We start from the raw sequence: 14827 nt of genomic DNA, 5'->3' as shown, positions 1-14827 counted from the left end.
AATATGAAAATATTTATCTGAATTAATGAGGAGAAAGTCGCAAAAGTATATTAAACAATCCGCATGCAGCGAACTTCAGAAATTCGCCTGCGAAAATTTCGAACAAAAGTATCATTTAAATGATTTGCCGGAAGAAAATCTATTTTGTTGGTTTTTCCCCAAAAAGCAGCAGGCTGCAACGGCTATAACGTTGCAGCCTGGCAGGATTATGAACAGGTCAAAACGAGTTGGTATAACGCAGATACAAATTCAATTTGATGAAATTGTAAATGCCTAAGGAACAATTCAGCAGAAGTGCGCAGATCTGATAATACGGTTATCACGCGTTCTGAATACGGTCATCTTCAGCCTATAATTAATATTCAAACCATTTGTTTAATTCATGGGCCTTTTCCGGGGTATAGGGTGCGAAAAGATGTTCAATACTTTCATCAGCCGGTGACACCAATACAGACTTGGCGTGGGTTAATGAATCAAAACCTTGTTTGCCGTAATAATTCCCTATTCCTGATTGCCCCACGCCTCCGAAAGGCATTGTAACGATAAAAAGATGAACGTTCGCTTGATTGACCGCGCCGCCGCCAAACGACAAAGTCGATAAAAGATGATCGACCAATGCTTGATTCCTGCTGAAAATGTAAGCAGCCAGTGGTTTTGGCGCTTTTTCAATACAAGATACTACATCTCCGATATTACGATAGGGAATTATCGGTAAAACAGGCCCAAAGATTTCCTCCTGCATAATTTTATCTGACCAATCGGCAGGATAAATCAATGTCGGGGCTATATAATTGTTTTCCCTGTCGGCGTTTCCGCCTGCAATTACTTTCAAAGGATCGATCAGTGATAAAAGCCGGTCCACTTCCGCCGGGTTGATTATTTTAGAAAAATCACTGTTTTTTTGCGGATCGGGCCCATACAGAGACAACAATGCTTTTTTTGCTTCATCAATAAACTCTTCAGCTTTTGACTCGTGAATGTAAACATAACCCGGAGATGTGCACCACTGCCCGCCCCATGCAGTTGCTCCCCAAACAAGTTTTTTCGCCGCATCTGCGATGTTTGCTGTTTCTGTCGACGATTGCTGGATTTTGTCCACCAAGCTCAAGGATAACAGGTGTAAGATTTTCAGCGGCAGCACGCATGATGACCTTTCCAACTTTAGGGCTGCCGGTAAAAAATATAAAATCAAAGGCAAGTTTAAGTAAACTTTCAACTTCCTCTTTGCCTCCGGTAACTAAGGCGACCGCTTCCTGTTCAAAATACTGCGGGATCAGTTTCTCCAGCAGTGCGCTTGTGGCTGCTGCTGCTTCATGAGGTTTAAGGACTACCGTATTGCCGGCTGAAAGCGCAGCTATAGCTGGGAGCAATAACGATATAACTGGTGCATTGAAAGGGCCTATCACCAGTGTTGCGCCATAAGGTTCTCTGAAAACATGCCCTTTATGACCGGATTCTGATAGAAACCGGGGCAGCGGTCGTTCTTCAGCTTTCATCCAGTCTTTCAGCTGCAGTTTTGTAAACTCGATCACGTGGATAGGTGCATTTGCTTCCAGTACAAATTCGGGCAAAGCCGTTTTAAAATCGCTGGCTACCGCCGCGTAAAATGCGTCAATATTGTCTTTTAACATGAGTGACATCCTGTCCAGCTGATCGATTCGCCATTCATAGCTCTTCGTTCTATTGGTAGCAAAGAAGGCCTTTTGTTTGTCAATGATTTTTTTATGTGTATTCATATCGTACTATTATAATCGACAAAGTTCGACATACCGTATTGCCGCTCCATTCACAAATGGTAAGAAATCAAAACACATTGTTGAGCTTTAAAAAAAGCGCCGGTTTACGTAGCACGGCTTATTAGTACGAATACCGGGGTGAAACAACGGCAGCCTTAGAGCAAATATTATATATCGTCAAAAATGAATTATTGAAATATCAATACAGGCGAAAAATTGACGAAATATCGCACTCAGTACTCGAAAGACAAATCGCAACTTACTAATAAACAAACATTTAAAAAACAGGCATATATTTAGCTATAGTGGTTTTATAAATAAATGCGTTATGAAAATAACTTACTATGGACATTCGTGCTTTTCCGTTTTTGCCGGTGGGAAAAATTTACTTTTCGACCCGTTCATCACACCCAATGAACTTGCGTCAGCTATCAATGTTGACCTCTTGAAGGCAGATTACATTTTCGTTTCACACGGTCATTTCGACCACATTACTGACGTGGTGCGCATTGCCTCTAATACGGGAGCCATGGTACTCGGAAACTGGGAAATTTACCAATGGTTGAACAAACAGGGCTTGCAAAAAACGCATCCTATTAATCCGGGCGGAAAATTCTTTTTTGATTTCGGTTTCGTGAAATCATTTGCAGCTGTACATTCCAGCAGTTTTCCTGATGGCAGCTATGCAGGTATTCCCTGCGGTTTTGCTTTCGATACGCCAGATGGAAACTTTTACTATAGCGGGGATACAGGTTTAACGCTCGACATGAAATTGGTGCCGGAATGGGTTGAACTCGATTTTGCAGTGTTACCCATCGGGGACGGCCTTACCATGGGAGTGGAAGACGCTATCAAAGCCTGCGAAATGCTGAAGGTAAACAAAATGATAGGCGTTCATTATGACACCTTCGGATTTATCAAAATAGATCACCAAAAAACCTTGGAGGTTTTTAAATCAGCCGGAATAGATGCACACCTTATGGGCATTGGTACTACAATCGATATCTGATAATGTATTTTCCATAATCAATATTGCACAGAGCTTAAGAAACTTCAATTTAAAGCGGTATGACCAGGGTTACTATTGAAATATTGCAGTCGTTTGCGGCATTCAACGATGTTCCCGCGGAACAGCTTGACTGGTTTTTATCCCGTTGTTCCAACCGGATTATATTGGGAGGTAACCTGCTTTTTAAACCAGGTATGCCCATTGACTTCACTTATGTTTTTATTTCCGGAAAGTTAAGCCTGTACGTACTGAATAATGGGGAGGCGCGGGAATTCGCGTGTGCTGAGACCGGATCTGTTCATGGGTATTTGCCATTTTCCAGAGGCAAGGTCAATTTTGCTTATGGAAGAGCTTTAGAGAATACCCAGATATTGCTTTTCCCGGCAAATATGATGACTGAAATGATCTGCACCCAGTTTGAACTCACACAAGCGCTGGTGCATGTAATGAGCAGCAGGGTCAGAAACATCACAGCCCGTCAGCAACAGGATGAAAAAATGGCGGCACTTGGAAGACTTCATGCCGGGTTGGCACATGAATTGAACAATCCTGTTGCTGCAATACTCAGGGCTGTGGCCATTTTACAAAGGCAGCTTCAACATATGCGGCAAGCATTTGAGGAAGTAGCAGCAGAACGCCTTTCGGACGGTTTTGACGGCTTTGTCAATTCATTGATACTACGCGCTATAGCACATCGGCAACAATTGCCATTTAGTATGCAGGAAAAAGCTTAAGAGAAGCACGACTCGTTTATTGGCTTGAAAGAAGGCATATTCAAAATGCATCGGATACTGCAGATGACTTCGCTGGCTTCGGCTTCACGGAGGAAGATGCAGACCGGTTTCTTGCTTATCTCCCCGGGCAATGGGCATCATCAGGTATCAACTGGTTAGATAGTCATTTGGTGGCAGAAACGCTCTTAAAAGATATTGAAGAAGCTTCGGGGCAGATTGACGCATTACTAAAATCAGTAAAAGCATTTATCCATGCTGATCAAAGCCATGACAGGCGGTTTGCTGATATACACGAAGGATTGAGGCATACCCTGGTAACATTAAAATACAGGCTGGAAGATAAAAATGTTCAGGTCATCCAACATTTCGATACGGAAATACCTTTTGTAAAAATAATGATTGGTGAGTTAAACCAGGTTTGGTCAAATTTGATCGACAACGCGATTGATGCAATGGAAAATACACAGATTCCTGTACTTGAATTAAATACACGAAGTGACGGAAAATTTGTATATGTCAGCATTGGAGACAATGGGATGGGTATACCTGCATGTATTGCTGATCGTGTTTTTGATCCTTTCTTTTCAACAAAACCAATAAGCAAAGGCACAGGCCTCGGACTTGACATTGTGTCGAGGATAGTGAAGCTCCATGACGGAACTGTTACGCTCCAAAGCGTACCTGGCCGCACAGAATTTATAGTTTGTATTCCAATAAACAGTTAAAATCTTTTAACACAAAACCCCAATATATGAACTTGCCAGTTATACTTTGTATAGATGACGATCCTCATGTCCTGAGGGTCATTTTACGCGACCTGAAAGATAAATATCGCAACGAGTATCGAATCATAGGCACAACGTCTGTAAAAGATGCATTTGTAACCCTTCTAGATCTCCGAAACAAAGGAGAAGCAGTAGCCATGTATGTCTCTGATCAGCGAATGCCCGAAATGGAAGGCGTTGCATTTTTAAAGCAGGCCATCAAATTTTTTCCTGAAGCAAAAAAGGTTTTGCTCACAGCCTACGCAGACAAGGAAGTGGCTATTCATGCGATCAATGAGCTAAGGCTTGACTACTATTTGATTAAACCCTGGGATCCCCCGGCTGAAAAATTGTATCCGGTGATAGATGGTCTGCTTGAGGCTTGGCAATTAAACTATCGCCCTAAATTTACGGGTATAAAAGTAATTGGATTTCAATATTCCAGGCTTTCCCATGAAATCAAAGAATTTCTATCTGGAAACCTGGTGCCCTATCAATGGGTAGATGTGCAAATAACCGAGAACAGCGAAGAGATACTCACGCTGAACAAACTGGAACTGAAAGACCTGCCTGTCATATTTTTTGCTGACGGCACACTTCTGATCAAACCGGATATAAAGCAGATAGCGGAAAAAACGGGGCTCAGCCCCGAACTAAAAAACGAAGTTTTCGATGTAGTTATAGTTGGTGCCGGACCTGCGGGACTAGCTGCAGGCGTGTATGGAGCGTCCGAAGGGCTGAATACTTTGCTGATAGAAAGACATTCGCCGGGCGGCCAGGCCGGCACCAGTAGCCGTATTGAAAACTATCTCGGTTTTCCGGCCGGGATAAGCGGTGCGGAACTTACTACCAGAGCTTTAACACAGGCTAAACGCCTGGGCGTACAATTTCTTTCGCCCGCTGCGGTAATAAAGATAAGCAACCATCAGGGATATAAAAAACTGATGTTAGCGGACGGACGCTGTATCAATACGCGGAGTATAGTTTTAACCACAGGTGTAGAATATCGTAAACTGGAGGTTAATGGTATTGAAGATTTTACCGGAGCCGGAATTTATTACGGATCGGCGACTACCGAGACCATGGCCTGTAAAAATAAGGAAGTCTACATAGCCGGGGAGGCAATTCCGCCGGACAGGCGGCAATGCACCTTTCCAAATTCGCAAGTAATGTTTACGTAATTATCCGCAGGGATACACTTGTGGGAACGATGTCTACCTATCTGATCGATCAGCTGCAGGAAACCACCAATATACACCTGCTTGGAAAAACTGAGGTTGTGGAGGCCCGTGGCACTGACAGATTGCAGGAACTGGCTTTATTTAACTGGAATACAAAGCAAACCAGCATCCACAAAGCCGAAGCATTGTTTATATTTATAGGAGCGAAACCTTACACCGAATGGGTTGGGCCGGAAATCATCAAAGATCATAAGGGATTTATAGCTACGGGGCCAGCCCTCGGGGCATTGAACGGGTTTAATGAATGCTGGAAGTTACGCCGTGAACCATTTGTTCTGGAAACTAGTTGTCCGGGCATCTTTGCGGCCGGAGATGTCCGTTCGGGCGCTATGAGCAGGGTAGCTTCCTGCGTTGGGGAAGGATCGATGGCCATCAATCTTGTACACAGATATCTCGCTGAAGTAAAATAAAAATATGTCGGCAAAATAATTTCACCAGATTATTAAAATAGCGTTACTATTCTTGTTTACGGTCTGCCTTAAATCCAAGCAGGGACAAATAACATCAGCACCATTGCCGGGAAAGAACTACGGTATAGCCCGAAAACGGCTGACGGTGCCCAATACCAACCAGTTTATAAACTTCATCAGCCAAGATAATTGAGACCCGGAAAGTGTGATGGCTATCGCCTGGCGTCTAACGGGGCTGCCGTTTCTAGTATCATAAAGTGAAGATTTTGAAAACCGGATTTCGATTTCAGACGCAGCGACGATCAACGCAGTTCACGTTTCTGCAGCGGCTAAGTCCCCTGTCTTAACCAAAGGAAGAAAAACAGATCCCTTTGCTACTTACGCTGACAATTTTCTACATCCATCAGCCTGGCTCAGGCCCAAACGACCTGAATAAAGCTGCGCCATGCTTGAGTGCTGCCACTAAGCTCAGTATAACGGAAAAACTTTATAACTGGCAAACAGAATGTTTATTTCTTTCCGTCAAATTATATCGCCAACAAGGAAAAAGAAAAGAATCGATAAAATCGCTTGTGAGCTTGTTTGAGAAAAATCACGGGCAGGTGAATCCATCCCAAGGTTATCAATAGCTGTCTGCCCTTTTATCATACCGTGATTCCGGCAAACTCGCTTATCTCCGAAAAGCAATTTACATCAGCAAACAACAACACAATGTTGAAAAAGAAATTGAATTACTGTTAAGCTGCGCGAATTATTATTCAGCAACAAACCCTATCCTAATTTACGAAGATCTGAATACCGTACTTTCAGTCATGGCTTCCATTAACTTTAAACACACCCTGCTTACCCAAACTGAGTTCGCCTATGTCTGTATAATACATTCAAAATTCGCAGAGGCATTGAAAGTAGCGAAGTCTGGCACAGATCCACTGTGTCACCTTCCTGTCGGGCAAACTGACGTATACCCTGAACATCCCTTCATGTATAAAACTTAGTTTATTACAGTAACGACCGCTTTTTAGAAAGTATTCGCCTTAGGTATCTTTTCCGGTTTAAACAATTCAGCCACTTTTTTAGCATCCTCTATGCTGATACTGAAATACTGATAAATATATTTTTCTATCGGATTGTCCATAAGAATGTATTTTCAGAAAAGCGCTCTACTAAATTAATAAAATTAAATCAGCCTTGCATTATTGAACAATGTTCATTTATATTTGTATCTAATTGATCATGGGAACTGCCGACCGCAAAGCAAAAGAAAAAGAACAGCTGAAGTCGCTGATACTGGACAGCGCCCGGAAGCTTTTTGTGGAAAAGGGTGTGGAGCAGACCACCATTCGCAGTATCGCAAAAAGCATTGATTACAGCGTGGGTACGGTATACGTTTATTTCAGGGATAAGAACGCAATATTAAACGAATTGCATACCCAGGGTTTCGCGCAGTTAGGCGGCCTGTTCAAAGTATTGGCCCATGTGGAAAATCCTATGGAACGGTTGATCGCTATGGGGCGGCTTTATATTAAGTTCGCGATGGAGAATCCGGACATGTATGAGCTGATGTTCACGCTTAAAGCCCCGATGGAAGTTTTGGATCAGGCCAAAAACGAAGAATGGAACGAGGGAATATCGGCATTCACCGTTTTGAAAACGACTGTTGAGCAGTGCATCGCGGCTAACCACTTTAAGGGGCATGAGCCGGAGCCGTTGACCTTTATGATCTGGAGCCTGGTGCATGGCATGTGCAGTCTGCATATCAGCGACCGCACGAACGGGGTTCATCTGAATCATGCAAATCACATCGTTGACGCTGGTTACGAAGAATTTTTAAAAATATTAAAGAAACTCTAAGTTTTTTTGAATCAATAATGAACATAGTTCAAATATTAAACAATGATTAATAAATTGTAGCATGAAAGATCTTGTATTGGTGACCGGTGCATCTACCGGTATCGGCTATGAAATGGCCAAATTATTAGCAGCCCAAAAGCTTGACCTGGTGCTTGTAGCCCGGAGCGCCCAAAAACTGGCTGAATTGAAAAAGGAATTAGAAAACGAGCATGGCGTTCAGGTATGGGTATTTGATCAGGATCTATCCAAAGAGGCCAACTCGGTGCTATTATATGAGACCGTCAAAGCCGCCGGCCTGCAGGTGACCATGCTGGTCAATAACGCCGGGATGGGCGTTTATGGAGATTTTATGGAAACGCCGCTTCTGGAAGAGCTGCAAATGATCAATCTGAATATCTCCGCACTCGTCATTTTGACTAAATTGTTTGGCAACGACATGAAAGAAAATGCCTATGGCCGCATCCTGAATGTCGCTTCACTTTTATCTTTTTTGCCTTTCCCCTATTATTCGGTTTACTCTGCAACCAAGGCGTTCGTACTGGCTTTTTCTGAAACCATCGCGGCCGAACTGGAAGATAGCGGTGTGGTAGTTAACACTTTATGCCCCGGCCCTGTGGACACCCCATTTACTACCAGGGAAATGCTGGGTACAAATGCCTATAAAACCAACAAGCCGGTAAGCCCCATGATAGTCGCTAAAGTGGGTGCCGATCTTCTGCTTAAAGGAAAGGGTAAAAAGATAGTGGGCTTCAACAACTGGTTTATCTCCAACCTGCCACGCGTTACACCTGATTTCCTGATGATGAAGATCAAAAAGAAATTGGCCTCGCCGGTCATTAAAAAAATGTACAATTAAAAACATATCGATCATGAGCGATTTTATCACGGTCCTGAAATTCAGGAATGAACCATTATACTATTTTGGACTGGTCTGCCTGATCAGTTCGGTCATTTTTTCCTTTTATCACGAATAAGTTCCGTGCAGGTTGCCGGGACAGAACGCCTGGTATAAACCTTTGAAATTTGCATTGTCCATTGGGTCATTTTGCTGGGCAATGGGCTGGTACACCTGGTATCTTAAACTTCCGGGACAGGTAAGTGTTTACAGTTGGGTCACTATTTTGTTACTGGCTTTTGAACTCATTTACATCGCCCTCCAGGCCGGGCGCGGCGAATTATCGCATTATAACCGGAGCTCACCGCTTTATGCAGCACTATACAGCGGCATGGCATTGGCAGCGACCTTCGTTACCTTGCACACCGGCTACATCGGCCTCTTGTTTTGTACGACAGACATCCCTGAGTTGCCCGGTCACTACCTGTGGGCTATCCGTATAGGCATATTTTTGTTTGTTGTATTCGCAATGGAAGGAGCAGTGATGGGTGGGCGCATGTCGCATACTATTGGCGGACCCGATGGCGGCCGCGGCCTGCCATTTTTGAACTGGAGCCGAAAATTCGGGGATCCGCGCATTGCGCACTTTATAGGGATGCACGCCCTTCAAATTTTACCTTTAATAGCTTTTTATGTTTTAAAGAACGTACGGTGGACACAATTTTTCGGTGTCTTGTATGGCTGTCTGGCCCTGGCAGTACTGGTACAGGCATTAAACGGGAAGCCGTTATTTAAGTAAAAGCTGTTTTCATTAGCATTGTATCAAGCGTTCATCCACGATCCGGCTCAGTGAAGACATATGCTTTGCGTTTGGGGCCTTGCTGCCGGAAAAGATTTTTTACGCCTCTGGTTCAACATCCGTTGAAAAAAGCGAAGTGAACACGAATTGCGCCTGTTATTGAACCTTTCTTGAAATAACAACGAAGCCTGAAGTATAATTTTCTTTGCGATAAACGAATTTATAAAAACGTGTTTTGACAAGTCGCTAACGGCAAACTCTCAATTAAAAGGCCAATTTAATTATGAAAATTTTAGCTTCGAATGTATTTACAATGCAAAGGAAGCTAAAATGATTTTTTACCAGTATAAAGCCTTTTTATATGTGTCGAACTCTTAAATTATATCTCTATATACGCAGTTCTTAAGCTGGCATTATTAATGGCTCCCGACTGTTCAGCAAGCAATTAGTATATCAGGGCTGCAGCATATAAGGCACAATATTATTAACAAAAACAGGTGTACCACCTCCAGTAGAGATCAACCCAAACCACCCCCTGTCATCCCACGCGGTGCATGACATTTTTTGAGCGATACAAGTAGTTTTGATTAATTTATAATAATCACGCACAACATCGGTATTACGCTCTGTACCGTTGGTTCTACCTACACCAAACTCGCCATAATTCACCGGCACATCTATGGTTGCAGCATGTGCCGCAACTTTCTGAATTGCCGATGTAAACGCCGCACTACCGGGGAAAGCAGTATTGCTGCCGGTTTGTCCGCAAAAAGCCCATGGGTCGTAAGTATGCACCTGAATAGCCAGGAAACTATCTAAACCGCCTCCCGGTAAATTTGCTTTGGTTGCAAACACCTCGTCTATCATGCCCTGGTTACCTTGCCCATTCGGTTCTACCATTATTACACGCGTTGTATTATTACCGCCGGTTGCCCTTATAGCGTCATAAGCAACTTTATCAATCTGGCGTGTTAATGCTATTGCAGTTGCGTCAGTTGGCAATGGATACCCTGTACCACTCCACTGTCCCATTTTTCCTTCCGGCTCATTCAATACATCAAACAACAATTGCTTTGGTTCGTCTTTAAAGAAAGTAGCAATGCCTGTCCAAAGTGTTTTAAACTTATTATCAAAAGCAGCACTTCCATCATAATTATTTTTTAGCCAATGCTCATGATGTGCGTTTATCTCTACATACATTTTTTTAGACAAGGCATACTCAACAATAGCTTTCAATTCAAATAACCTGGGATGCGCTATATTTATATTCCCATTTGCATCAGCAATATTGGAAGGAAATCCTTCCACCCAGGTTACCGGGATTCTGATATGGCGCATACCTGCATTATAATATAAATCAATTATAGGCTTTACACTGGCAAACGTTGGCGAATTACTTGTATTAGTTTCAAAAGTATTTCCTAAATTAAATCCAGCTCCCATATCTACTATTATTTCCTTAGCAGTGGAAGCGCTGGTATTGATAGAAGGAATAGCAACCGGCATCGTTGGAGGCAGTGTTGTAGTTGTTTTGGGGGCCGAACTGCTGTCTTTTTTAGCGCAACTCAGGTTAAGAATAACTACCAGCAGAAATCCCAAATATTTTATCCCGCAATTGCCTTTTAATGATAATAAATACATTTTTTTCATAATATAATTTTTATTTGTAATCGTTTAAATTTATTTATCTTATGTACCGCATGCATTCATGCTTAGGTTTTATCTATTTGACCAACAAAAAAATCAAATTCACTAACTCATATTTCCGTTGGTAAAAGCGCTTAGCATTAGGAGACATTTACCATTGCTAACTGTAAGTCTTGTTGAATTATCAATATGGTTCCAGTGATGCCACTGCCTCTAGGCAACGGCTTCCCTATCAATTCGTGTAGATGGAATGGCTTACCCGTGTTTTTCAGGTCTAAACTGATTTTAATGTCTCCGCTTAGTTTAGATTTCATTGACGACAGCCTGATATTGTTATACTGAAACGTGGTGTAACTTAAATCATAACCCAAAGCAAATTCGGGACTGATCTTTTGCTGGTCGTACCTTAGGGCCTGCAATACGAAACCGTTTTCTTGCAGCCTGCTCCAAAGAAATCGCCTGTCCGCTGCTTAAGATTAACGGGCGACTCCAATCTGCGGCCACAGCAATGGTAACCGGGAAACAAGAGCAGCCCTTTGTTTTATTTCCAATACCACGCGAAATGCCGCTTCCGGTAAACCGGAGGATACCTAAACATGCGCAGCTATCAGTATAATAATACCAATGCTCTACTTTCTCCTTTATGGTCATTGGAGAAATGGGGTTGTTTATCCGGCGATCGAGTTCAGAAAACGTATTTTTTGTTTGAGAAAATAATAAGAAATGAAAAAGCCAAAAGGCAAAAAAAGCAAGTAATATTTTTTTCATGATTAAGCTTTCCATCAAAAAATTCAAATACAGAAAAATTCTTGATAGCTATAATTGGTTTAGACAAACATCAGGCTTATAAAAAAATAAAGAGGGCGGTTAATATCCTTTTATAGGAGTAAAATCGTACAGATAATATTAACGGCTGCTACGATTTTCGCAATTTTAGCAGTATTATAATTAAATGCCCGTACGCTAGAATAAAGATTATCAATGAGGATCACAGTACTTATCGCCAGTTATAGTTTCAAACCCCACTTTCTATAAGGCCAGTGTAGACTTAGCATATTCAAATTCTGGACGATGATTTTTTGTCAAAAAACACGTATCTCTTTCTGAAAAATTACTTGAAACGTTGGGCGTTGAAAAGAAGCATGCATAGACATTGCCGGACTATCAATTATCCTGGTTAATGAAAATTTCGTCATCTTTACCATCTCTTGGGTTATAAAGCCAACAAGTAACGCATTCCTTTCCATGTCTCGCAAATCCTCGGCTTTGTGGATAAGATCAGATCGCTGGCACAGTAAGTGGAATACCTGCTAAAGCAGTTTTTTTAAATACTTTCTGACCAATTGATTTGCCTACCATGATTTTTGCAAAATTATTCCACTCCCATCTATTACTTTATCTTCCCTACCTATTTTAAATTTGAAGAATTAGAGATATTCTTGTTCCTGAAAATTTGTGATACCGTATTTTTGAATTTATGGCGCAAAGAAGAATCTCTCTAAACTATTTAGTTGGCAACTTAGACATGCTGGAATTGTTTATTAGTAGCCATAGACTGCCAATTGACAGAGCACTTGGTCATGTGTATAAAATTATCTTATTCAATTAAATTGATTTCTATATTCTCCAGGTGAAATGTTCATCTTGTTTTTAAATAGTTTACTAAAAGACTGTGAATATTCAAATCCTAAGCTATAAGCGATCTCACTAACCGATAAATCAGTTGTAGCCAGAATTTCCTTTGCTTTTTCTACAATCTTATTATGGATGTGCTGTTGAGAATTTTGTCCTGTTACGCTTCTTAACATATCGCTTAAATACGGAGGCGAAACATTTAATGAAGATGCTATATTCTGAACGGTCGGTAATTTCGGAACAGCATTAATATAAAAATGATCTTCCAAGATCTTTTCAAACCTGATTAATAAATCGTTTGATGCCATCTTTCGTGAAATGAACTGTCTGTTATAAAATCTGTTACAATAGTTTAACAAAAGCTCTAAATTGGATACGATCACATCCTGACTAAAATTATCCAATCTCGAATTAATTTCATTTTGAATGTTTTGAACAATATTCTCGATGGTCTTTTCTTCAAGGCTCGAAAGATGCAAGGCCTCATTCACCGCATAAGAAAAAAACCATAATGTTTGATAGTTTTTCCTAAAGGGTATTTCCTTATCAAATCCGGATTAAATAATAGTGACCATCCTTCTGTGTTCCTTTCTTCAATGTCATCTATATAGATTATTTGTTTAGGGGCAACAAATGACATGATACCTTCGTCAAAATCATAATGATTTTTGCCATACTTTAATTTTCCTTTGAAGCTTTTCTTAATAGTAATATTATAAAAATTCATCAATAATTTTTGCTGAACGGGCAAGTAAGTTTCTTTGGTCTGTGAATGATTAATGATGGTAATCAGCGGATTTAAAGGACCCGGTAAACCCATCAATGAATGTATTTCTTTGATGGTATCTATATTAAGGATTTTGCGATCTATATGATTCATAACAAAAAATGAACGGGGTGGACCATACATTTGTTCTGCCCACCCTACTTTATGATAATTTAAGCATTCAAAAAATCAACCCCCTCAGTCCTGTCCATGGTCATCACTTCAATAACATTCCCAGGATATTCAGCCGGTAGTTTACTGATTTCGTCCAGCAAGCTTAACTCACTAGGTGTAAATGTAACATCAATACACCTTAAGTTGTCCTGCAACTGATGCGATTGGGTCGCACCAATAATTACACTGCTGACTACCGGGCGATGTAATAACCATGCAAGTGCCAACTGAGAAACGGCCACCTGTTTTTGTTCTGCCATTGGGATAAGCGCATCCAATACGTTATAAGCCCGCTCCTCGTGAAAAGGAGGGAACGGAAAACTTTTCAATCTACCTTCTTCCTTTTGTCCTCCTCGCGCGTATTTACCGGTAAGCAAGCCCCCGCTCAGCGGGCTCCATACCAACATACCCACTTGTTGATCTTTTAGTAACGGAACAATTTCACGTTCAATATCTCTTACATCCAATGAGTAATTAGCTTGAAGCGAAGCGAATCTGTCTAAATGGTTGTATTGAGAATACGCGAGCCCTTTCATTAATTCCCAGGCAGAAATATTACTTGCACCAAAGTACCTAATCTTTCCGCTTCTTACCAGATCATCCAGGGTTCTTATAGTATCTTCTATTGGTGTCAAAGGGTCAGCAGTATGAATCTGATATAGATCAATATAATCTGTCCCTAATCTTTTTAAGCTCCCCTCAACTTGCTGAATGATATGCTTTTTTGAAAGGCCCCTGTCATTTTCACTTTTGCCCATTGAACCTCTGACCTTTGTCGCCAAAACCAGATCGTCCCTATTGATAGAAAGATTTTTTATTGCTTGCCCTATCATCATTTCTGATAGGCCCTCTGAATAAATATTCGCAGTATCGATAAAGTTAACTCCAGCCTGCGTAGCTATGCGGATCTGCTCATCCACTTTGTCTTGGGCAAGTTTACCCATATAACCAAAAAAACCTTTACCGCCATAATTCATTGTACCTAAGCAAAGTACCGATACTTTTAAACCCGTGTTACCTAAAATTTTGTATTTCATAATCGTTTAATGATTGAAACACAAAGGTCATCGGTCCTTAATATTTACTCGTATCCAAATCGTAGTACTTTGTGTCCGAAATGGAGCAAACGTCAATACCATAATCTTTAATATTGAAGGTCATTGGCATAATACATTACAATCTGACCATGCTATCTTCTTCACTTACATTGCTAAATTAGAAATTCA

General features: G+C 41.3%; 15 protein-coding genes. 8 read left to right on the top strand and 7 right to left on the bottom strand.

Features of this window, described 5'->3' with window-relative positions; genetic code table 11:
• Positions 1-355: 355 nt before the first annotated feature.
• Entirely contained in the window at positions 356-1060 is a 705-nt protein-coding gene (locus ACQ86K_RS11720; RefSeq protein ID WP_431200842.1) for an aldehyde dehydrogenase family protein, read from the bottom strand.
• On the bottom strand, positions 960-1736 hold the full coding sequence (locus tag ACQ86K_RS11715; protein ID WP_431200415.1) for an aldehyde dehydrogenase family protein: 777 nt from the start codon (positions 1734-1736) through the stop codon (positions 960-962). The genes ACQ86K_RS11720 and ACQ86K_RS11715 overlap by 101 nt, the downstream gene beginning before the upstream one ends.
• Before the next feature lie 328 nt (positions 1737-2064).
• Between ACQ86K_RS11715 and ACQ86K_RS11710 the strand changes: the two genes are divergently transcribed.
• From ACQ86K_RS11710 to ACQ86K_RS11675, 8 genes are all read left to right on the top strand, one after another.
• Positions 2065-2745 carry a metal-dependent hydrolase gene (locus ACQ86K_RS11710; RefSeq protein ID WP_091176311.1) on the top strand — a complete coding sequence of 227 codons (681 nt, stop codon included), beginning with the start codon at positions 2065-2067 and terminating at the stop codon, positions 2743-2745.
• Between the two features lie 83 nt (positions 2746-2828).
• On the top strand, positions 2829-3479 hold the full coding sequence (locus ACQ86K_RS11705; protein ID WP_431200414.1) for a cyclic nucleotide-binding domain-containing protein: 651 nt from the start codon (positions 2829-2831) through the stop codon (positions 3477-3479).
• A gap of 170 nt (positions 3480-3649) precedes the next feature.
• A complete protein-coding gene (locus tag ACQ86K_RS11700) occupies positions 3650-4204 on the top strand; it encodes a sensor histidine kinase (RefSeq protein WP_431200413.1) in 555 nt (184 codons plus the stop codon).
• Positions 4205-4230: 26 nt separating this feature from the next.
• Positions 4231-5424, top strand: coding sequence for an FAD-dependent oxidoreductase (locus ACQ86K_RS11695; protein WP_431200412.1), 1194 nt, complete (start codon positions 4231-4233; stop codon positions 5422-5424).
• Positions 5388-5894, top strand: coding sequence for an NAD(P)/FAD-dependent oxidoreductase (locus ACQ86K_RS11690; protein ID WP_431200411.1), 507 nt, complete (start codon positions 5388-5390; stop codon positions 5892-5894). Before ACQ86K_RS11695 ends, ACQ86K_RS11690 begins: the two co-directional genes overlap by 37 nt.
• A 1233-nt stretch (positions 5895-7127) precedes the next feature.
• Positions 7128-7745, top strand: a complete 618-nt coding sequence (locus tag ACQ86K_RS11685) for a TetR/AcrR family transcriptional regulator (protein WP_091176317.1) — start codon at positions 7128-7130, stop codon at positions 7743-7745.
• A 61-nt stretch (positions 7746-7806) separates the two neighbouring features.
• Positions 7807-8601 (top strand): SDR family NAD(P)-dependent oxidoreductase, encoded by a 795-nt coding sequence (locus tag ACQ86K_RS11680; RefSeq protein WP_091176319.1) that lies wholly within the window; start codon positions 7807-7809, stop codon positions 8599-8601.
• Between the two features lie 160 nt (positions 8602-8761).
• On the top strand, positions 8762-9379 hold the full coding sequence (locus tag ACQ86K_RS11675) for a hypothetical protein (RefSeq protein ID WP_431200410.1): 618 nt from the start codon (positions 8762-8764) through the stop codon (positions 9377-9379).
• Positions 9380-9832: 453 nt separating this feature from the next.
• Here the strand turns inward: ACQ86K_RS11675 and ACQ86K_RS11670 are convergent, their stop codons facing one another.
• The 5 genes from ACQ86K_RS11670 to ACQ86K_RS11650 form a co-directional block, all read right to left on the bottom strand.
• Entirely contained in the window at positions 9833-11029 is a 1197-nt protein-coding gene (locus tag ACQ86K_RS11670) for a glycoside hydrolase family 5 protein (protein WP_218134526.1), read from the bottom strand.
• Positions 11030-11386: 357 nt separating this feature from the next.
• The gene (locus ACQ86K_RS11665; protein ID WP_143020912.1) at positions 11387-11794 is read right to left on the bottom strand and encodes a hypothetical protein; all 408 of its coding nucleotides are present in this window, start codon (positions 11792-11794) and stop codon (positions 11387-11389) included.
• Positions 11795-12627: 833 nt separating this feature from the next.
• Positions 12628-12930, bottom strand: coding sequence for a helix-turn-helix domain-containing protein (locus ACQ86K_RS11660; protein WP_431200409.1), 303 nt, complete (start codon positions 12928-12930; stop codon positions 12628-12630).
• A 218-nt stretch (positions 12931-13148) separates the two neighbouring features.
• On the bottom strand, positions 13149-13541 hold the full coding sequence (locus ACQ86K_RS11655; RefSeq protein WP_431200408.1) for a hypothetical protein: 393 nt from the start codon (positions 13539-13541) through the stop codon (positions 13149-13151).
• Positions 13542-13600: 59 nt separating this feature from the next.
• Positions 13601-14638: an aldo/keto reductase gene (locus tag ACQ86K_RS11650; RefSeq protein ID WP_091176329.1), complete on the bottom strand. Its 1038-nt coding sequence runs from the start codon at positions 14636-14638 to the stop codon at positions 13601-13603.
• Positions 14639-14827: the final 189 nt, after the last annotated feature.

Source organism: Mucilaginibacter sp. P19, from assembly GCF_050632265.1.
GTDB classification, from domain to species: Bacteria; Bacteroidota; Bacteroidia; order Sphingobacteriales; family Sphingobacteriaceae; genus Mucilaginibacter; species Mucilaginibacter gossypii.
Note: the sequence above shows the minus strand (reverse complement) of the source record. Positions and strands in the feature narration are given on the sequence as shown.

Bases quoted from the DNA above. Each gene is read 5' to 3' on its own strand.
- ACQ86K_RS11670 (WP_218134526.1), bottom strand. From the start codon at position 11,029: ATGAAAAAAATGTATTTATTATCATTAAAAGGCAATTGCGGGATAAAA.
- ACQ86K_RS11650 (WP_091176329.1), bottom strand. From the start codon at position 14,638: ATGAAATACAAAATTTTAGGTAACACGGGTTTAAAAGTATCGGTACTT.
- ACQ86K_RS11685 (WP_091176317.1), top strand. From the start codon at position 7,128: ATGGGAACTGCCGACCGCAAAGCAAAAGAAAAAGAACAGCTGAAGTCG.
- ACQ86K_RS11690 (WP_431200411.1), top strand. From the start codon at position 5,388: ATGCACCTTTCCAAATTCGCAAGTAATGTTTACGTAATTATCCGCAGG.
- ACQ86K_RS11665 (WP_143020912.1), bottom strand. From the start codon at position 11,794: ATGAAAAAAATATTACTTGCTTTTTTTGCCTTTTGGCTTTTTCATTTC.
- ACQ86K_RS11715 (WP_431200415.1), bottom strand. From the start codon at position 1,736: ATGAATACACATAAAAAAATCATTGACAAACAAAAGGCCTTCTTTGCT.
- ACQ86K_RS11710 (WP_091176311.1), top strand. From the start codon at position 2,065: ATGAAAATAACTTACTATGGACATTCGTGCTTTTCCGTTTTTGCCGGT.
- ACQ86K_RS11655 (WP_431200408.1), bottom strand. From the start codon at position 13,541: ATGAATCATATAGATCGCAAAATCCTTAATATAGATACCATCAAAGAA.
- ACQ86K_RS11680 (WP_091176319.1), top strand. From the start codon at position 7,807: ATGAAAGATCTTGTATTGGTGACCGGTGCATCTACCGGTATCGGCTAT.
- ACQ86K_RS11695 (WP_431200412.1), top strand. From the start codon at position 4,231: ATGAACTTGCCAGTTATACTTTGTATAGATGACGATCCTCATGTCCTG.